Below are 16847 nucleotides of genomic sequence, written 5' to 3' on the forward strand. Positions count from 1 at the left end.
CTATCGCCGAACAGGGTCGGTACCTTGCGCACGCCGCTCGAGCGGGTTTAGTGCAATCGCGGCGGGCATTCCGGCACGCCACATCGTCGCGGCGATGGACCTGGGGCGCAGGCGTGATTCGATACGCATAGCGCGGGAGAAGTCGGAAGCGAACCCGACCCGTGGCAGGTCCGTGTGAACTCGCGTCAGAACCTCCCGGCTCAGCTCGTGAGAACGGGCGCCGACGACGTCGAGATGTGCGGCGTCGTGAAGCAGGGCAGCCTCGGTCCCCGCGTCGACCGGAGTGGCGACATCCATGTGTCGTGCGACGGCGTCGTGGATTCGGTCGCCCATCGGTGGGGGCCCGTCGTGCCGGAGGACGAACTCGCGTGCGCGCACAGCGCCGAGCGCGGCGAAGCATCCGATGTGTGGATCGTGGTCGGCCCCGAGGGCTGCGTCATGTAACAGGCATGCGACGTACAGACTTTCGGGGTCGAACAGTAGCCCGTCGAGCTCTGCGAGAGCTACTCCGAACTCCCAGCAGCGAAGGCTGTGAGCGAGGATTGTCGAGCTCAGAAGAGTGTGCGCCTCGGCCAAGGCGTCGCGGCACAGTCTCGAGTCCGGGGGCGTGGGTCGGCCGGCGGGATTTGCGGTATGTGCGGGCTGTCGGAACAGTGCTGGCGCGGAGCGGATTTGACCCGCCAACGCTGCGCCGACAACTCCGAGTTGTTGCCGTCGATGGAGTTCACCGATCCGCATCGTGATCACCTCGCAGGTGGCCGACGAGATCGCCTCTGGAAATCTTCAGCATCGTGTCGAACGTTGCGGCGTCGATCATTCTGCGTTGGTACAGCGACACGGCACCGTTGATCGCGGTCCAGGCGTGCAGCACGAGCGCCCGTGGGTCCGTGTCGCAGCCGACTTCCGCGACCCTGGACATCATGGAGTCGATGATCTCGCCCAGCACGCTGTCGATCGCGGCCTTCGCTTCGACGATCGAGTCGGACTCCGACGCCTCCACATCATGAAGACCGAGCAGCCGCAATGCGAGGGGGTGGTCGCGGTGAAATGCGACGTACCGGTCCAGCGAGTCGACGATCGCACCGGAAGTGGGCATGTCCTCTCGATGGAGCGAAGCGGTCCGCCAGGCGAGAGCTGCGTAGACATCGGCTTTGCCTGCGGCGAAGTTGGCGTAGATCGAGCTGACGGCAACGTCTGCCTCCTTCGCCAGCATGTCGATCGTGGTGCCGCGGTAGCCATCGCGTAGGAAGAGTCGCTCGGCTGCGTCCAGAACCGCGTTGTGTGTCTTGCGTTTGCGTCGATCGGTGGGGGTGTTCATCGGCATGGAGATATCGTAGTCTAATTCCGATAACAGAATCAACGACCGATAGGGGTTCTCGTGACTGCACCGAACACCGGCAGCGAAGCGATGACGATGTTCCTTCCGAGCTCGCCGTTCGTCCGGCACATGGGTATCGAGCTCGTCGAAATATCGGAGGGTTCGGCGAGACTGCGGATGCCGTTCAAGGCAGATCTGGTGACGGTGGGCGAAATGGTCCACGGGGGCGCCCTGGTCAGCTGCATCGACATCGGGATCATGGCGGCAGCCTGGTCCGGAGAACGGGTGCCGGACAAGCTACGCGGAGTGACGATTTCGATGGCGGTGGAGTTCGTCGAACCCGCACAGGCCGAGAGCATCGACATCGTCGGCACGCGAGTGAGGGCGGGTCGGCGGCTCAGTACGTGCTCGGTCGACATCGTTGCCACCGGCTCCGAACGGTTGATCGCTACCGGAATTGGGACGTACCAGATGGGCTGAGGCGGTAATGTCCGAATTTCGGGTATCGGACGAGGGGTCGGCGATGAAACTGGACAGCGTGGTAGCGGTACTTCCAGTGGAGAACTTCGACGAAGCCACGGCGTGGTACACAACCCTGTTCGGTCGACCTGCCGACGTCGAACCGATGGACGACACTGCTGAGTGGCGGATCGCCGAAAACGCGTGGATCCAAGTCTGTGTCGACTCCCCAGCTGGCGGAACGGCGGTCGTCATCGGTGTCGGAGATCTCGTTCAGCATGCGGAACTGCTGGCGGCGGCGAAGATCGAGGCGGGTGAGATCGTGGAGTACCCGGGCATCGTCAAGACACTCGGTGTGAAAGATCCAGCGGGCAATAAGATCACGTTCGTCGAGGAACTGTCCGGCGCGTGAGCCGTGGTTCGTCCGACGTACAGCACTCCGCCCACTGCGCTCTTCCATCAGCTCGATCGTGGCGTTGCGAGTGACGTTCCGAGACGCCGATCAGTCGAGTACGGCTGTTGCCTCGACTTCGACGAGAATGTCCGGCTCCCCGAGTGCCACCACGCCGATGAGGGTGATCGGTTTGACTGGGTCGACCCCGAGACGTTCGGCCGCGCGCGCGACACCTTCGCCGAGGAGCGGCATCTTCTCTTCGTTCCAATCGACCACGTAGACAGTCAATTTGGCGACGTCGTCGAACGATCCTCCGACGGCAGCGAGGGCAGTGGCTACGTTGAGGTACGCCTGCTCGACCTGGGCCGCGAAGTCGCCTTCGCCGACCTTGTTTCCGTCCGCGTCGCGTGCGACCTGTCCGGCGAGAAAGACCAAACGTGAACCCTGGGCTACGGAAACCTGGCGGTATACATCGGGCTTGGGCAGTCCATCGGGGTTGTGCAGGGTGATTGTCATTGGAACGGCATCTTTCGTTCGGAGAGGCCGCTTACCGCGGCATACGCCAAACTATAACAGCGTTATGTATTGTTGTGCCATGGTACGAAGCAAAGATCCTCGAATTCGTTCGATACTGATCGAACGGGCTGCGCAAATGTTGGCAGACAGGGAGCCTGTGACGTTGCGCGCTCTGGTCAAGGGCACCTCGGTATCGACGATGGCGGTCTACACCTACTTCGATGGGCTCGAGGGATTGTGGAAAGCGCTGCGGCAGGAGGGGTTCACGAGACTTTCTGCCAGGCTTGCGCTCGTCGAGGAGACCTCCGACCCGATACGTGACCTCTCAGCACTCGGCTCTGCGTACCTGCTCAATGGGCTCGAGAGTCCGGACCTGTACCGGGTCATGTTCGACGCAACCTTCGATCTCGAAGATCCGGTCGCGGCGGACGCGGGGTTGCAGCACCTCGTCGGCGCGGCAAGCCGTGCCCGCGATCAGGGCCGAATTCGTTCGGATGTCGACCCGCTCGATCTGGCGACGCAGACGTGGATCGTCGGGCATGGGTTGGTGTCCCTCGTCGCCACCGGACCGCTCCCCGACGCAGTCCTAGGCTACGGAATTCCGATGCTGACGGCACTGTTCGTGGCGGCGGGTGACGACCCTGTGAGGTGCCGCCGTTCTGTTAAATCCGGCTGGAGCATTTAGTGTTTCGCGGGTGACCGAATGAGTCGTTCGCTCCGGTGGGGTGCTGGGCGCGCGGGTTGCGGCGGGCGCGCGGGTTGCAGCGGGCGCGTGTGTTGCAACCGGTGCGTGGGCTGGAACGCGCGCGTGCGGGGCCGCGGGTGACCGAATGAGTCATTCGGTCACCCGCGAGCCCAAATCACCCGGCCGGCTGCTGCTGCTGCGGATCCTGGGCTGCGGGATCCTGAGCCGCCGGATCCTGCTGCGGGATTTCCTGCTGCTGCGGGTCCTGGCCCTGCTGCTGCGCCTGCTTGGCGAACTCGCAGTTGGCCTGCGCGTACGTGTCGATCCGGGCGCTTGCGTCACGGGCAGCGGTGAAGGCTTCGACGTCGATCGTGGCCTCGGTCTTCTGCTGGTACTCCTCGAACGTGGCGGATTCGGTGACCAGCCCGGTGACCTGTGCGCTTGCGTCGCGAACGGTGGTGAGATCGGCCGAGATGTCGGCGTCGGCAGACTCGATGGCGGGATCGTAATGTTCCGACAATCCGTCACCGTAGGTCTTCAGGACCGACTGCATGCCAGGCCAGTCGGCTGGGTCGATCGCCGCGGACGACTGCGACTCCATCTCGAACTTCGAGATGTCCTCCAGCTGGGCGCAGAGATCGCCACCGCCGGTTCCCTCGTCGGCGCTTGCCTCCGAACCGTCGTCCGACCCGCATCCTGCGAGCCCCACTGTGAGGGCGGCAGCGAGAACGACGATCGAGCGACGCGGGGACTTCATGCGGGTACTTCTCCAAACCTCGGGCGAGCGGGACGCCCTCCACAGTCACAGTTTCGTGCGGCGTTGTCGAGTTGCGTACCGGAACGTTGGGAAACGTCACCAGTCCCGCCAGGTCAGCACTGCTCGTATGTGTAGTCCCCATCCTCGGGTGTCGTGAGGTCTCGGTCGCGCAGGATCGTCGTACTCGGTCTGTCGTGACGTGCGCACAGATTCTCGAACGACTCGGCGAGTTCGTCGGTGTACTCGATGTCCAGTACTGCCGACCCGTAGACGTCCGTGTAGGCGGCGCACTCGTCGAATGCCGCGCATTCCTCGGTGACTGCGAAGTCGAATCCTACTGTGCTTCGGATCTTTTCAGCGCCGTCGGGTGCGTTCTTCTGGGCAATGGCCATCCCCGCATCGTGTGCGCGATCGGCATACGCCGAGGCCACCTGCAGCGTCGAATCCTCGTCGAGCTCCGGGAACCGAGTCCAAGCGTCGAGGTTGTCGATCTCGACGGCGTCGAAACCCTTGGTGGCACAAAGATCTATCGACTGTCCGATCACGTCCACGATCGCCCGACGATTGTCGGCAGAGCGTGTATCGAGAATGTGTTCGTCGGGCCACGCGGGGTCGACGACGAGGCCGCCGTCGGAGTCGCGCAGCAGCAATGCCTCGTCCCACTCGCTACCCGGTTGGGTCTGAAACCCGTTCACGTAGCAGATCGAGTATGCGCCCGGTAGAGGCTCGTCCATCGAATCGCGTGCGACCGTGCGAAATTCGCCGTCGTAAGAACCTCCGAGTTGGTAGTCGAACGAACCCTCCGCAGGCGGGAGAGCAGGCCCCTCGGCCTCGGCCGAGCACGCTGCCAGCCCGGCGGTCACCAGGAATGCCGCGGCGATAATTCTCACGAATTGTGAATCTACTCGTGAGTGCGTAGTTACCGCGGGACGTAACTACGCACGCACGGGCGGCGAAGCCGCAGATGCCGCACAACGTCCGGCCGCAGACGCAAAGCCCAGCCAGGTGTGCCTGTTACCCGCCCAGCACCACCCGACCTTGGGGGCGTTTCGGTTGTCCTTGCCGTCGCGGCCGGTGCCGTTGCTGATCCAGATCGCCGGTGTTCTCGTGTCGAGTGTGCCGGTGGGTTTGCGGAGCCTGGATCCGATCGTCATGAAGCAATGTCCGCGTTCGAGAACCTCCGGCACCTGCATTAGCCAATGGATGCCCTCGAGCACGGTGAGCGGTGTGCGGCCCGCGCCCACGATGGCGGGCAGGGCTTCGTCGGGACTCCAGTTCTCCATCTCGTCGCCGCGCGTGAGGTCGTGGACCAGGTAGGCGGAGGCGTCGGGAATCACCGCGGACTCGATGGGAGAGAACTCGTCGACGTCGGGCATGTCGGTGACGACGAATCCCGAGTGTCCCGAGTACGACATCAGCAACGCTAGTTCTGATGGGCGTGCGCTGCTCAGGACCAGGAGTCCGTCGTTGCCTTCGGCCGAGGCGAAGCCGCGTACCTGGGATTCCGTGAGTCCGGCAAGCGTGTGGACGCCGAGTTCGATCAACCGCTCGGCTTGTTTGTCGAGCGGTGGAAGTGGATGCATCATGACCAACCTTTCGTCACCGTACAGTGTACGCCAGTGCTGGATTGAGTCCGCTGGCATTCGAACGTATGGTCGAACAATGCGAGTGAACGGATCGGGTGGCGGCGTGGATCCGCGGCGTCGACCGTTCAAGGTCCTGACGCCGTCGGTCAAGGTCCTGATCGACCTGTCCATCCTCTATCCGCAGCCCCCGCACCACAGCGGAACGTTCACGGCAGAAGGCTTCGACGTCCGCACCGTCGTACCGGGCGACCTCACCGAATGGTCCATGACCGTCGACGGCGACTGGATCGGGCGCGTCACCTACCAGCTCATGTCCAAGGACCGATGCGAGACCGTCACGCACTGGGTGCCGAGTCGAGTGCTCAAGCCTCTGCTGCCGTGACCCGCGGGACATCCTCGGGTCGACACCGCACAGGTGAGAGGATGCATCGGTGAAGACCGGTGAGCAGATCGTGCAGGAGCTTCCCTGGAAGTGGGGGGTGCAGGGTCGTATTTTCGTGATCGGTGGTCTCGGCTTCATGTTCGACGCCTGGGACGTGACCCTCAACGGATTCCTGACACCCCTGCTCGGGGCGTACTGGGACCTCTCACAAACCGAGCGTGGCCTCGTCGCGACCGGCAACCTCATCGGCATGGCGCTCGGCGCCGTGGTCTGGGGAACCATCGCGGACCGCCTCGGCCGCAAGCGGGCATTCTCGATCACCCTGCTGATCTTCGCGTTGTTCTCGGTGCTCGGGGCGTTCTCGCCGAACTTCGAGATCTTCGTACTCCTACGGTTCTGCGCGGGCTTCGGACTCGGTGGCTGCATTCCGGTGGACTACGCGCTCGTCAGCGAATTCTCGCCCCGCCGGATCCGCGGAAAAGTGTTGTCCGCCATGGACGGCTGGTGGCCCATCGGTGCCACGATCTGCGGCGTCGTCGCTACTCTGCTGGTCCCGATCGACGGCGACATCCGCTGGCGCATCATGTTGCTCTTCATGATTCTGCCTGCGTTGCTGCTGTTCTGGGTACGACGCGGTATTCCCGAGTCTCCGATCTACCTCGCCAAGGTCGGCCGAGAAGAGGAAGCCCGTGCGGTCATCGACGACATGGTGGCCCGCACCGGCGTCGACGCCCAGGAGTATTCGATCGTCGCCGAAACCCCGGTCCAGCGCTCGGTGTTCGCCGGACTGCAGTCGGTGTGGAGTTACAGCCCGAAGATCACCTCCGCGTCATGGCTGCTCTTCGTGTCGATCCTTCTGCTGTACTACGCCGCTCTGAGTTGGATGCCCTCGATCCTGCGGCGGGAAGGTTACGACGACTTCGCTGCATTTGCAGGTACGACGCTGATGACGGGCGTCGGAATTCTCGGGGTCGCGCTCTCGGCGTATCTGGTCGAGGTGGTGGGCAGGAAGTGGGTCATCGGAATATCCGGCCCGCTCGCGGGTTCGGCGTTGGTGATTTTCGCGATGATGCTCGACGTCGGATCCTCCGCGCTCGTCTGGTTGGCCGTGTTCGGGTTCGTCATCCAGGTATCCATCCCGGTGCTGTACTGCTACGTCTCCGAGCTGTACCCGACGCCTCTTCGGGCGTCGGGTTTCGGATATGCCTCCTCGGTCAGCCGAGTCGCTACCGGCTTCGCTCCGTTGCTGTTCGGGTCCGTGATGTGGCCGGTACTCGGCCTGCCGTTGACCTTCGCCATCGTCACGGCGTTCGTTGTTCTCGCGGTGCTGTGGATGGCCTACGCGGCACCCGAAACGAAGGGACGTCAGCTCGACACGCTCACCGATGAGGCGAAGGTCGATCAGTGATCTCGTTCGGCCCTATGCACATTCGACAGCGTAGGGAAGTGATCGTCACTGTCAACTGTCAGGCTCAGGCTGATTAGAACTGGTGACAGGTCGGGCTCGATGATCGAGTGTTGGATCGGTAGGTAGGTGACCGATCGAAAGGCATTCGCATGACATCCACAGTCGAGACCGTCGGGGTCGTCGTACCGGGTTCACCTGAGTATCGAGAGTTGCTCGCATCCGTCGGGGAGAACGCCAGTGCGCGTGATCTGGACGACACCAACCCATTCGAGCAGATCGAGGCGCTCCGCCGCGCCGGGTTCGGCACGCTTCGCCTACCCGCAAGCATCGGTGGCGGCGGGCTCACCGTGCGTCAGCTGTTCGGGGTGATCATCGACCTCGCCGAAGCCGACCCCATCGTCGCGCACATACTCCGCACGCACTACTGGTTCGTCGAGGAGCGACTGCGTCAGGCGACCGCTGTCGACTATCAGGGCTACGAGAACGACCGGTGGATCCAGCTGATCCTCCAGGGCAAGATCTTCGGAAACGCCAGCAGCGAACGCGGATCCGAGGCTGTGGGCAACTTCAAGTACGGCACCCACCTCACGACCAACGGTGACGGTTTCCTGCTGGACGGAGAGAAGTTCTACAGCACCGGCACCCTGTTCTCGGACTACGTCAGCATCTGGGCCGACGTGGACGGTGCCGCTGTTGCGTCGGTGATCGTTCCGACCGATCGGGAAGGCGTGACGATCATCGACGACTGGGACGGAATCGGCCAGCGCAGAACCGGAACCGGGACAACACGATTCGAATCCGTCGCCGTGACCGAGGGCGACATCGTCTCGCGTATTCCGCTCGACGCCGCACCCGACCCGTCCTACCAGTTCGCCTTCCTGCAGCTGTACTTGCACGGACTGGTCAGTGGCATCCTCCGTAATGTCGTGTCCGACGCCCATGCGCTGATCGCACACCGCACGCGCGGGTTCGCCCACGGGCCGACGGAGGACCTGAGGCGAGACCCGTTGCTGCAGAACGCTCTCGGCACGTTGTCCAGCACGGCGTTCGCCTCGGAATCGGTCACCCTGGCCGCCGCCGACGCGATCGACGCTGCGTTCGCCTCGCTCGCGAACGCCGTACCCGACGCCGAACTCGCCGCCACGGCATCCCTTCGTGCGTCGCAGGCCAAAGTGCACATCGACGAGATCGCCACTCGGGCAGCGACCGCGCTCTTCGAAGTCGGCGGAGCATCGGCCGCCTCCCGCTCCAAGAATCTCGACCGCCACTGGCGCAACATCCGCACGATCACACTGCACAACCCGGCCGCGTACAAGGCGTCGGCGATCGGTAACGCACTGCTGAACTCCGAGCCACTGCCCTTCAACGGCTACTTCTGAACAGGAACCCTCATGTCTCGTGAACTGCACCTCGCAGGCTTTCTCATCGCATCCCACGTCACTCACTCACACGCGGCGTGGCGTCATCCCGCCTCGGAGACCGACTACCTCGGACCCGACTACTACGAACGCGTCGCCCAGACCCTCGAGCGCGGCAAGTTCGACTTTCTGTTCTTCGCCGACCTCCTCGCCACACCGGTCCGCTACGGCAACGACATTCGCGTCCCGCTCAGCAGCGGCACTCAGGCGTCGGCGACGCTCGATCCCTCCCTCGTCGCAGCGGGTCTGGCGAGCGTCACCGAGAAGATCGGTCTCGCGATCACCAAGTCGACGACGTATTTCCACCCGTACGAGGTTGCACGAATCTTCGCCACACTCGACCACCTCAGCCGAGGCCGGGCAGGCTGGAACGTGGTGACCTCGCTCAACCAAGCCGAGGCGCAGAACTTCGGCATCGACGATCACCTCGGCCACGACGAGCGCTACGCCCGAGCCCACGAGTTCCTCGAGGTCGCCTACAAGTTGTGGGGGAGCTGGGAACGCGACGCTCTCGTGCAGAACAAGGAATCCGGTGTGTTCGCCGATCCTGACAAGGTCCACACCGTCGACCACGACGGCCAGTACTTCAAGACCCGCGGCCCGTTGACGGTTCCCCGCTCACCGCAGAGTCGGCCGGTGATCTTCCAGGCAGGCTCGTCGTCGACCGGTCGTGATTTCGCGGCTCGATGGGCCGACGCCATCTTCGAGATCGACCCGACGAAGGAGGGGCGCAAGGCCTACTACGACGACGTCAAGTCGCGGGCGTCGAACTTCGGTCGGAATCCGGAGGACATCAAGATCTTCCCTTCCTTCGTACCGTTCGTCGGGGAGACCGAGGCGATCGCGCGCGAGAAGCAGGCCTTCCACAACGAGCTCGCCGACCCGATCTCGGGCCTTATCACCCTCTCCGTGCACACCGATCACGACTTCTCGCAGTACGACCTCGACGCACCCGTCACCGAGGTCACCGTGCCCGGCAGTCAAGGGCTCTTCGACCTTGCCCGACGCCTCAGCGACAAGGACTCCCTGAGCTTGCGCGACGTGGGCAAGCTCTATGCGCAGGGTGTATTGCTGCCGCAGTTCGTGGGAACGGCATCGCAGATCGCCGACCAGATCGAGGAAGGTTTCACCGGCGGAGAGGCCGACGGTTACATCCTGTCCGCCGCCCAAGCGCCGGGAACGTTCATCGACTTCGTCGATTTCGTCGTGCCGGAACTGCAGCGCCGCGGGCTGTTCCGCACCGAGTACACGGGAACGACGCTGCGCGATCATCTCGGACTCGCCGACGCGAGCCTGTCGCCCGCGCAGCGCCAGGTTCGTGTGGGGGCGTAGCCGGACTGAAGCTGACACCCCTTTTACCGACCCAGCACCCCCGTTCTGATCAGAGCAGGGGTGCTAGGTCCGTAAAAGGGGTGCTGGGTTCGCTCCCCGAAGACGTTTCGGCTGCCGCGAATGGGGTATTGATCCGGTTCGCGGTAACCGAGACACGGCTACGGGTAGGGGATATGTCATGCGTTTCGTCACTTTGATCGTTCTGGTTTGGCTGATCATCGGCGGTGTCGCCGTCTTCCAGCGCGGGTACTTCGACAGTGCACCCGAGAACTGTGCCGGCGTCGGCACGATCGCCTTGACGGTGGTTGCAGGCCCGCTGAACTACGCAGGCGTCAACCCCGAGGTGAAGGACTGCGAGCTCCCGCAGCCGAGCCAGTAGAGCCCCTCATGGATGTGCCACCGCAACTGTCCAACCGTTGCGGTGGCACACCCATGTTGTAACGAGCTACCCGCCGCCGTTGTTCGGGTTGGTGCAGATCGTTCCTTCACAGGGGACGTCGGTGCCGTCGCCGTTCGGGTTCTCCATATCGGTTCCGCCGTTCTCCGAAGGATCGGTACCAGCGCCACTGTTCGGATTGGTACAGATCGTTCCCTCGCACGGAACGAGTGAGCCGTCGCCGTTCGGGTTGGGAATGGCATTGGGGTCAGGGTTGTAACTCCCAGCTGGGCAGCCAGGATCCTGATTGTTGGCGCAATACACGGGACTGAGGTTGTTGCCGGTCGATCCATCCGCGCCCTGCTGGCCGGGCGCCGGAGCGGGTGCGGGGGCCGGAGCGGGCACCGTCGTCGTCGTCGTGGTGGGTGCGGCCGAGGACGAAGTCGTCGTGGAGCTGGTGGTAGTGGACGTTGTGGTCGTAGTGCTGCTCTCGTCGCTTCCGCATGCCGACAGGGTCAGCAACGCCATAGCTGCGCAGGCAGTGAGCCATCGATTCATGGGAGTACCTTCCGACGATCGGAAACTCGGCGCGCGTCGAACACTGTGAATTCACCCGAAACGGACGAGCGTGACGTTCGTCGCCGAGCACGTCACCGGTGGCACCTACGGACCTACGCTTGACGGGTGATCCGTCGGAACGTCCTGATCGTGTTGGCCCTCGTGCTGCCGGTTCTGGTTGTGTCCGTGGTGGGGGTTGGCGGGTATTTGACGTTCACGAGAGCGAACGACGATCCGATCAGCCGCGCCGACGCGATCATCGTGCTCGGTGGTGAACACGATGGCCGGGAGGCGTACGGCATCTCGTTGGCCGAACAAGGCGTCGCCGACACGGTTGTGCTGTCGGATCCGTACGGGCAAGCCGATTCCACGATGAAGAAGTACTGCGGTAAACAGACCGACACCTACACCGTGTTGTGCGAGGACCCGGTACCGAGTACGACGCGCGGTGAGGCGATCTTCACCGAAAAGCTCGCGCAGGAGCGTGGATGGGATCACGTGATCGTCATCAGTTGGCGGTATCACCTGCCCCGAGCTCAGTACATTTTCGGCCAGTGTTTCGGTGGGGACGTCACGATGGTCGCGGTGCCGAGAACGTACAACTTCTCGCTCGTCCACTGGGAGTACACGTACCTCTACCAGCTCGCCGGGTTCGCCAAAGCTGCAGTGCAGGGTGACTGTCAGAACTTGCGGTAGAGCGTCATCCCTGAGCTGTAGAGCAAGAACCCGAACATGGCGCACGCGATGCCGCCGACGATGCTCGCAACCAGGAACAGTGCTCCGCTGCGGTACCTGCGCGCTCGGAACTCGAGCACGGTGACCAGCGCGATCGAACTCATCGGCGCGAGAGCGGCAAGAAATCCGAAGGACACGACGGCTGCGAGCCACTGCGGAGGTGCCGCGGCGGTGACGAAGCCGAGAACCGCGCAGGTGACGACGGTCAACACGAGGACGCGTTTCGGGTCGGCTCGGGTGAGATGGTGATGGACGAGAGCGCCCGCTGCGCCTCCGAGCGCGATCAGTATCAGAACAGTCATGAAATCCGACTCACCGGCCGCGTGACGAGAGCCCCCGCTGCCAGTGCCGCGACTGCGACCACGGGCGTCACGACGATGTACACGACCGAATTCCACGCGCCGTCATGGGTGACCCCCTGCAGTGCGTAGAAGCTGAAGGTGGTGAAGCCGCAGGCGAGGCCCGTGACGCCGGCCCGGGGGATCGGCGCGCGGGAGCCGGACAGGTACCCGAGGGCACCGCCCAGCAGCAGGCAGCCGACAACATTGATCCCGAAGGTGTTGACGAGCAGCCACTTCGGTGAGTCTCGCCAGTGCCAGATCTCGTAGCGCACAACCGCACCGACTGCGCCGCCCACCGCCACCGCCGCACTGTCGACAAGACGGGAAGGCATCACGGGAAACGACCCTATCCGTGCCGGCGAATGCGGGCACGCTCTGCGGCGGCAGATCACACATCGGCAGAGGGTATGTTTGCCAGGTGACGATAGACGAGTCAGGGACCGGCCCTCAGCATTTCGACGTGGCAGTGCAGTGGCACGACGATGTCGTGATCGTGACCGTATCCGGTGAACTCGACCTGGCAACGGCGCCGCAGCTCTCCGAGTCGGTCGAGTTGATCCTCGAACGAGGCCCGAAGGCCGTAGTGATCGACCTTTCGTCGGTCAGTTTCCTGGCCTCGGCGGGAATGTCGCTTCTGGCGTCGACGCACAACAAGCTCGGCGCGACGGCAGGCTTCGCAGTGGTCGCGGACGGGCCGTCGACTGGTCGTCCTCTGACTTTGGTCGGTTTGGACGAGGTTTTCGGGATCTTCGCCACTGTGGACGAAGCACTCGTTGCTGTGCAGACGGATAAATCCTGATTCAACGGGTATGACGGGGTCATGATGGCAATTGCATTCGGTGGAGAAGACGCCGTGGCTGCTGCTACCCGATTGCCGACCGCACCAGCTCACGAGGACGTCATGCACCTGAATTTCGACGGTGAATCCGCCGTCGCAGAGCGCGCCTCTGCACTCAGGGTTGCACTGAGCGAGTGGTTGACGAGTCTGCAGGTAGCGCCGGACCGCGTATACGATGTCGTGCTGGCGACGTACGAAGCCATGGCCAACGCCGTCGAACACGCGTATTCGTCGGGCCAGGCGACTGGAACTCTCGACCTGCATGCGCAGTGCACACCGGCTACCGGTCGAATCGAAGTCACGATCCGGGACCGGGGCGCCTGGGCGGTTCACGAGCCCGACTCAACCCGCGGCCGAGGCGTGCCGTTGATGCACGCGCTGGCCGACGCCACCTCGGTGACGTCCGACGACGACGGCACGACGGTTCACCTGGTGTGGGACTCTCCGGTTCCGACTTGATTTCATCCTCCGAAGGCGAGGCGTCACTCCCTTCGAGCAGCGCACACTTCGTTCGTTGGCGAAATGCCACGGCTGGAGGCGCAGGGTGGACACTGCATCGGTACCAGGATCTGTCGTCGCGGGTAGGTTCCGACTCCTGACGCGACTTCCGTCGGTCGGGTGGGCACATCGATGGGATGCGCGAGATGTCGTAACCGGTCGTGACGTCGTTCTCACCCTGGTCCACAGCGACACGATCCGCGCGCGGGACACCTCGGCGGACGCGATGCGCCGATTCCGCGAATTCGCCCGATCCGAGCCGGGCATCGTCAGAGTGCTCGATCCTGCGTCCACGACGCCGTTCGTCGCGTCCGTGGGTGAACCGGGAGTTGCCAACGCGTTCGACCCGACCACCGACATCGGAACTCCAGCCCCCGCACCGCGGAGGACGGCGGCGTTCGTGGGCGGTGCGGCCACCCTAGTCGCAGTGTTGGGTTTCGGCGGGTGGTTCGTGTCCACCACACTCTTCGGCGGCGATTACGGAGACGTGAAGAATGTCGTCGCCGTCCCGACACCCGCGGCGCCGGCGGTCCCCGTAGCACCACCGAGTGGTCCGATTCTGCCCGACGGCGCGCAGGTGTGGTCGGCTGTTCGTGCCCCCGACAACGCTGACGACGCCGGGTTGGCCGTCGACGCCGATCCGAACACCTTCTGGTCCACCGATGGATACCGTGCGCCCTTCGGGGATCCGGGGAACGGGATCGGCGTACTCGTATCGTTCGCGAAGGCGGTCGATCTCAGCGCGGTCTGGGTCGCAACGCCGCAGCCAGGGGCCGTCGTCGAGATCAGGACACCACCCGAGGGCGACGGGACGCTGGCGTCGACGAGGGTTCTCGGATCCGACGTTCTGCGGGTCGGCGTCAACGACATCGGCGTCGACGCCCCGCCGGGGTTGCGTCAGGTTCTGGTCTGGATCGCCGAACTGGCACCGACCGGAACTCAATTCGAGGCCGACATCGCCGAGATCGGGTTCACCGGACACTGACGCCGCCGCGGGTAGGTACCTTGGCGAGCATGGGTGAACCGGACAAGGCGCTGTCGCTGCCCAACCTCCGCATGCTGTGGGTCTTCGTCCGACCACACCGGCGCACGTTGTCGATCGGCATGTTGCTCGGCCTCGTCGGGACGGGCGCATCGCTGGCGACGCCGATGGTCACCAAGTCCGTTCTCGACGGGCTCGGTTCGGGCCAGTCCTTCGGCGGCGCCGTCGCGTTGCTCGTGGTTCTGCTACTCATCGGGTCCGCTGTTCTGTACGTCCAGTGGATTCTGCTCGGCACCCTGGCCGAGCGGATCGTGCTCGATGCACGAACGTCCATGATTCGCAGATACTTTCGCGCGCGGGTGGGTGAATTGGCGACGCGTCCGACCGGCGAACTGGTCACCCGCGTCACCTCGGACACGATCCTTCTCCGTGAGGCGGCATCGTCGGCGTTGGTTGCGATCGTCAACAGCACGATTGCGCTGATCGGTGCTCTGGTCCTCATGGCCGTGTTGGACTTCGTTCTTCTCGGCACCATCGTGGTTGCCATCATCGTCATCGGAACCCTGTTCGCCAAGCTGATGCCGCCGATCGCCGAGGCTCAGAAGAATGCCCAGGAGTCTGTCGGCCGGCTCGGCGGGCGTCTCGACGGTGCCCTGCGCGCGATTCGCACCGTCAAATCATCTCGTGCCGAGGACCGAGAGTCCGACAGAGTGATTCTCGACGCCAAGGACTCGGCCGATCACAGTGTGCGTGCGGTCCGTCTGTCGGCGTTGGCGTGGACTGTCGCGGGCGGAGGAGTGCAGCTGGCGATCATCGGCATTCTCGGAATCGGCGGCTATCGAGTGAGCATCGGTGCCCTGGCCATCTCGAGCTTGATTGCATTTCTGCTCTACGCTTTTCAGCTGATGGACCCGCTGTCCTCGCTGACGACCAACATCACCGCGCTTCAGTCCGGAATGGCTGCCGCAGCGCGTATTCGGCAGATCGAACAACTGGAGATCGAAACGTCGGCAGAAGGCGGGCGTGCGAAGATCATCGGCAACGGCCCCGTACTGAGTTTCTCCGATGTGACCGCGCGGTACCGGCCAGGAGGCCCGCCCGCCGTCGAAGGCATATCGTTCGACGTACCGGCTGCAGGCCATACCGCGATCGTCGGCCCTTCCGGCGCCGGAAAGACCAGCGTCTTCTCCCTCATCCTGAGGTTTCTCGAACCGGTCGACGGTCGAATCAGGCTCGCCGGAACGCCGTACGCGGACCTGTCCAACAACGAGGTACGCAGCGCTTTGGCGTATGTCGAGCAGGAGACACCGACCATTCCCGGCAGCATTCGCGAAAACTTGTTGTTCACGCATCCGGCAGCAACCGAGGCCGATATCTGGGCGGCTCTGGAATCGGTGCACCTTGCCGATACGGTGCGAGCAATGGAGAACGGTCTCGACACCGATCTCGTGAGCGAGGTGGTATCGGGCGGTCAGCGTCAACGAATTGCGTTGGCCCGAGCCATTGTTCGCAGCCCACGGGTGCTCCTTCTCGACGAGGCCACCGCGCAGGTCGACGGAAGGACCGAGGCTGCGATCCACGACGTGATCCGGTCCATCGCGTCCACCCGCGCAGTGGTGACCATCGCGCATCGTCTGTCCACGGTCTTGGACGCCGACGTGATCCTCGTGATGGAGGACGGCAGGATCCGGGCGAGGGGAACGCACGACGAACTGCTGCAGTCGGATTCGCTGTACCGCGAATTGGTGGAGGCGCTACGGATCGGTGACTCGGTCGCTCAGTAGCTCGCGTGGAGCTCTTTCCGGAGTGTCGATTCGGTATGGCGAATCGCTTGACCCACAACAGGTTCCACCAACGCGCCGAGGGCTCGTCCTGCCAGGCCGCCGGGGAAGGTGTAAGAGAAGTGCACGTCGAGCTTCGTGTTTCCGTCTTCTCCGTCGCTGAATGCCCACGTCGATACCGTCGGGAAGCCCTCGACGGAGGACAGCGTCAGGATCTCGTCCTGTACCCACTCGGTGACACGAAGAGTGGAACGTAGCGTCTTCGGGCCGATGTGCATCTCGGCGGCATAGATCGCACCGAGTCCGTGGCCGACGTCCCCTACCGACTTGAAGGATTGGATTCCGAACATCCACTGGGGAACGTTCCGGTAGTTGTCTACGTACGCGAACGCGTGCGAGCGGGGGACGTCCGCAGATGCGGAATGTTCGATAACGGGCATGAACGAAAGAGTACATGTAACTGGAGATGACACATATATATAT

The 16847-nt window shown here is 63.7% G+C and carries 23 protein-coding genes; 13 read left to right on the forward strand and 10 right to left on the reverse strand.

The genetic code is table 11. From position 1 onward, the window contains the following. A complete protein-coding gene (locus tag D8W71_RS07120; RefSeq protein ID WP_153275333.1) occupies positions 1-738 on the reverse strand; it encodes an HD domain-containing protein in 738 nt (245 codons plus the stop codon). Beyond that, entirely contained in the window at positions 725-1324 is a 600-nt protein-coding gene (locus D8W71_RS07125; RefSeq protein ID WP_121112210.1) for a TetR/AcrR family transcriptional regulator, read from the reverse strand. Before D8W71_RS07125 ends, D8W71_RS07120 begins: the two co-directional genes overlap by 14 nt. Positions 1325-1378: 54 nt before the next feature. Here D8W71_RS07125 and D8W71_RS07130 point away from each other — a divergent pair, with 54 nt between their 5' ends. Further along, the gene (locus tag D8W71_RS07130; RefSeq protein WP_236077767.1) at positions 1379-1798 is read left to right on the forward strand and encodes a PaaI family thioesterase; all 420 of its coding nucleotides are present in this window, start codon (positions 1379-1381) and stop codon (positions 1796-1798) included. A 43-nt stretch (positions 1799-1841) separates the two neighbouring features. Then, positions 1842-2189, forward strand: a complete 348-nt coding sequence (locus D8W71_RS07135) for a VOC family protein (RefSeq protein ID WP_153275334.1) — start codon at positions 1842-1844, stop codon at positions 2187-2189. A 90-nt stretch (positions 2190-2279) separates the two neighbouring features. On the opposite strand, the gene D8W71_RS07140 is transcribed toward D8W71_RS07135, so the two are convergent. Next, the gene (locus tag D8W71_RS07140) at positions 2280-2687 is read right to left on the reverse strand and encodes a RidA family protein (RefSeq protein WP_121112214.1); all 408 of its coding nucleotides are present in this window, start codon (positions 2685-2687) and stop codon (positions 2280-2282) included. Between the two features lie 79 nt (positions 2688-2766). On the opposite strand from D8W71_RS07140, the gene D8W71_RS07145 reads away from it, so the two are divergent. Continuing rightward, entirely contained in the window at positions 2767-3372 is a 606-nt protein-coding gene (locus D8W71_RS07145) for a TetR/AcrR family transcriptional regulator (RefSeq protein ID WP_201265284.1), read from the forward strand. Positions 3373-3547: 175 nt separating this feature from the next. Here the strand turns inward: D8W71_RS07145 and D8W71_RS07150 are convergent, their stop codons facing one another. From D8W71_RS07150 to D8W71_RS07160, 3 genes are all read right to left on the reverse strand, one after another. After that, positions 3548-4129, reverse strand: a complete 582-nt coding sequence (locus D8W71_RS07150; RefSeq protein WP_121112218.1) for a hypothetical protein — start codon at positions 4127-4129, stop codon at positions 3548-3550. A 113-nt stretch (positions 4130-4242) separates the two neighbouring features. Next, positions 4243-5019: an endo alpha-1,4 polygalactosaminidase gene (locus tag D8W71_RS07155; RefSeq protein ID WP_236077769.1), complete on the reverse strand. Its 777-nt coding sequence runs from the start codon at positions 5017-5019 to the stop codon at positions 4243-4245. Positions 5020-5064: 45 nt separating this feature from the next. Beyond that, positions 5065-5715 (reverse strand): DUF5701 family protein, encoded by a 651-nt coding sequence (locus D8W71_RS07160; RefSeq protein WP_121118747.1) that lies wholly within the window; start codon positions 5713-5715, stop codon positions 5065-5067. Between the two features lie 76 nt (positions 5716-5791). Between D8W71_RS07160 and D8W71_RS07165 the strand changes: the two genes are divergently transcribed. The 5 genes from D8W71_RS07165 to D8W71_RS07185 all read left to right on the forward strand — a co-directional run bounded on the left by D8W71_RS07165 (position 5792) and on the right by D8W71_RS07185 (position 10634). Next, positions 5792-6097, forward strand: a complete 306-nt coding sequence (locus D8W71_RS07165) for a hypothetical protein (RefSeq protein ID WP_236077770.1) — start codon at positions 5792-5794, stop codon at positions 6095-6097. Positions 6098-6146: 49 nt separating this feature from the next. Continuing rightward, a complete protein-coding gene (locus D8W71_RS07170) occupies positions 6147-7505 on the forward strand; it encodes an MFS transporter (RefSeq protein WP_121112220.1) in 1359 nt (452 codons plus the stop codon). 149 nt (positions 7506-7654) lie between these two features. Then, complete coding sequence (locus D8W71_RS07175; RefSeq protein WP_121112222.1) at positions 7655-8884, forward strand: acyl-CoA dehydrogenase family protein; 1230 nt, start codon at positions 7655-7657, stop codon at positions 8882-8884. 12 nt (positions 8885-8896) lie between these two features. Beyond that, positions 8897-10255 carry an LLM class flavin-dependent oxidoreductase gene (locus D8W71_RS07180; RefSeq protein ID WP_121112224.1) on the forward strand — a complete coding sequence of 453 codons (1359 nt, stop codon included), beginning with the start codon at positions 8897-8899 and terminating at the stop codon, positions 10253-10255. A 178-nt stretch (positions 10256-10433) separates the two neighbouring features. Continuing rightward, positions 10434-10634 carry a hypothetical protein gene (locus tag D8W71_RS07185; RefSeq protein WP_121112226.1) on the forward strand — a complete coding sequence of 67 codons (201 nt, stop codon included), beginning with the start codon at positions 10434-10436 and terminating at the stop codon, positions 10632-10634. A gap of 66 nt (positions 10635-10700) precedes the next feature. Here the strand turns inward: D8W71_RS07185 and D8W71_RS27565 are convergent, their stop codons facing one another. Further along, a complete protein-coding gene (locus tag D8W71_RS27565) occupies positions 10701-11189 on the reverse strand; it encodes a hypothetical protein (protein WP_236077771.1) in 489 nt (162 codons plus the stop codon). Positions 11190-11315: 126 nt separating this feature from the next. Here D8W71_RS27565 and D8W71_RS07200 point away from each other — a divergent pair, with 126 nt between their 5' ends. Continuing rightward, entirely contained in the window at positions 11316-11885 is a 570-nt protein-coding gene (locus D8W71_RS07200; protein ID WP_121112230.1) for a YdcF family protein, read from the forward strand. Here D8W71_RS07200 and D8W71_RS07205 read toward each other — a convergent pair. After that, positions 11870-12226: a CrcB family protein gene (locus D8W71_RS07205; RefSeq protein ID WP_121112232.1), complete on the reverse strand. Its 357-nt coding sequence runs from the start codon at positions 12224-12226 to the stop codon at positions 11870-11872. The genes D8W71_RS07200 and D8W71_RS07205 overlap by 16 nt on opposite strands. Next, positions 12223-12597 carry a CrcB family protein gene (locus tag D8W71_RS07210; protein WP_121112233.1) on the reverse strand — a complete coding sequence of 125 codons (375 nt, stop codon included), beginning with the start codon at positions 12595-12597 and terminating at the stop codon, positions 12223-12225. The genes D8W71_RS07205 and D8W71_RS07210 overlap by 4 nt, the downstream gene beginning before the upstream one ends. Before the next feature lie 86 nt (positions 12598-12683). Here D8W71_RS07210 and D8W71_RS07215 point away from each other — a divergent pair, with 86 nt between their 5' ends. The 4 genes from D8W71_RS07215 to D8W71_RS07230 all read left to right on the forward strand — a co-directional run bounded on the left by D8W71_RS07215 (position 12684) and on the right by D8W71_RS07230 (position 16367). Next, positions 12684-13064 carry an STAS domain-containing protein gene (locus D8W71_RS07215; protein ID WP_236077772.1) on the forward strand — a complete coding sequence of 127 codons (381 nt, stop codon included), beginning with the start codon at positions 12684-12686 and terminating at the stop codon, positions 13062-13064. A gap of 21 nt (positions 13065-13085) precedes the next feature. After that, positions 13086-13562, forward strand: a complete 477-nt coding sequence (locus D8W71_RS07220) for an ATP-binding protein (protein ID WP_236077773.1) — start codon at positions 13086-13088, stop codon at positions 13560-13562. 85 nt (positions 13563-13647) lie between these two features. After that, positions 13648-14586, forward strand: coding sequence for a hypothetical protein (locus D8W71_RS07225; protein ID WP_121112235.1), 939 nt, complete (start codon positions 13648-13650; stop codon positions 14584-14586). Positions 14587-14615: 29 nt separating this feature from the next. After that, on the forward strand, positions 14616-16367 hold the full coding sequence (locus D8W71_RS07230) for an ABC transporter ATP-binding protein (RefSeq protein WP_121112237.1): 1752 nt from the start codon (positions 14616-14618) through the stop codon (positions 16365-16367). Here D8W71_RS07230 and D8W71_RS07235 read toward each other — a convergent pair. Continuing rightward, the gene (locus D8W71_RS07235) at positions 16361-16804 is read right to left on the reverse strand and encodes an SRPBCC family protein (RefSeq protein ID WP_121112239.1); all 444 of its coding nucleotides are present in this window, start codon (positions 16802-16804) and stop codon (positions 16361-16363) included. The genes D8W71_RS07230 and D8W71_RS07235 overlap by 7 nt on opposite strands. Positions 16805-16847 lie beyond the last annotated feature (43 nt).

The organism is Rhodococcus sp. P1Y, assembly GCF_003641205.1.
GTDB lineage: Bacteria > Actinomycetota > Actinomycetes > Mycobacteriales > Mycobacteriaceae > Rhodococcoides.

Coding starts and splice junctions, on each gene's coding strand:
- D8W71_RS07120 (WP_153275333.1), bottom strand. CDS start 738: ATGCGGATCGGTGAACTCCATCGACGGCAACAACTCGGAGTTGTCGGC.
- D8W71_RS07125 (WP_121112210.1), bottom strand. CDS start 1,324: ATGCCGATGAACACCCCCACCGATCGACGCAAACGCAAGACACACAAC.
- D8W71_RS07135 (WP_153275334.1), top strand. CDS start 1,842: ATGAAACTGGACAGCGTGGTAGCGGTACTTCCAGTGGAGAACTTCGAC.
- D8W71_RS07140 (WP_121112214.1), bottom strand. CDS start 2,687: ATGACAATCACCCTGCACAACCCCGATGGACTGCCCAAGCCCGATGTA.
- D8W71_RS07145 (WP_201265284.1), top strand. CDS start 2,767: ATGGTACGAAGCAAAGATCCTCGAATTCGTTCGATACTGATCGAACGG.
- D8W71_RS07150 (WP_121112218.1), bottom strand. CDS start 4,129: ATGAAGTCCCCGCGTCGCTCGATCGTCGTTCTCGCTGCCGCCCTCACA.
- D8W71_RS07160 (WP_121118747.1), bottom strand. CDS start 5,715: ATGATGCATCCACTTCCACCGCTCGACAAACAAGCCGAGCGGTTGATC.
- D8W71_RS07165 (WP_236077770.1), top strand. CDS start 5,792: ATGCGAGTGAACGGATCGGGTGGCGGCGTGGATCCGCGGCGTCGACCG.
- D8W71_RS07175 (WP_121112222.1), top strand. CDS start 7,655: ATGACATCCACAGTCGAGACCGTCGGGGTCGTCGTACCGGGTTCACCT.
- D8W71_RS07180 (WP_121112224.1), top strand. CDS start 8,897: ATGTCTCGTGAACTGCACCTCGCAGGCTTTCTCATCGCATCCCACGTC.
- D8W71_RS07185 (WP_121112226.1), top strand. CDS start 10,434: ATGCGTTTCGTCACTTTGATCGTTCTGGTTTGGCTGATCATCGGCGGT.
- D8W71_RS27565 (WP_236077771.1), bottom strand. CDS start 11,189: ATGAATCGATGGCTCACTGCCTGCGCAGCTATGGCGTTGCTGACCCTG.
- D8W71_RS07205 (WP_121112232.1), bottom strand. CDS start 12,226: ATGACTGTTCTGATACTGATCGCGCTCGGAGGCGCAGCGGGCGCTCTC.
- D8W71_RS07210 (WP_121112233.1), bottom strand. CDS start 12,597: ATGCCTTCCCGTCTTGTCGACAGTGCGGCGGTGGCGGTGGGCGGCGCA.
- D8W71_RS07220 (WP_236077773.1), top strand. CDS start 13,086: ATGATGGCAATTGCATTCGGTGGAGAAGACGCCGTGGCTGCTGCTACC.
- D8W71_RS07230 (WP_121112237.1), top strand. CDS start 14,616: ATGGGTGAACCGGACAAGGCGCTGTCGCTGCCCAACCTCCGCATGCTG.
- D8W71_RS07235 (WP_121112239.1), bottom strand. CDS start 16,804: ATGCCCGTTATCGAACATTCCGCATCTGCGGACGTCCCCCGCTCGCAC.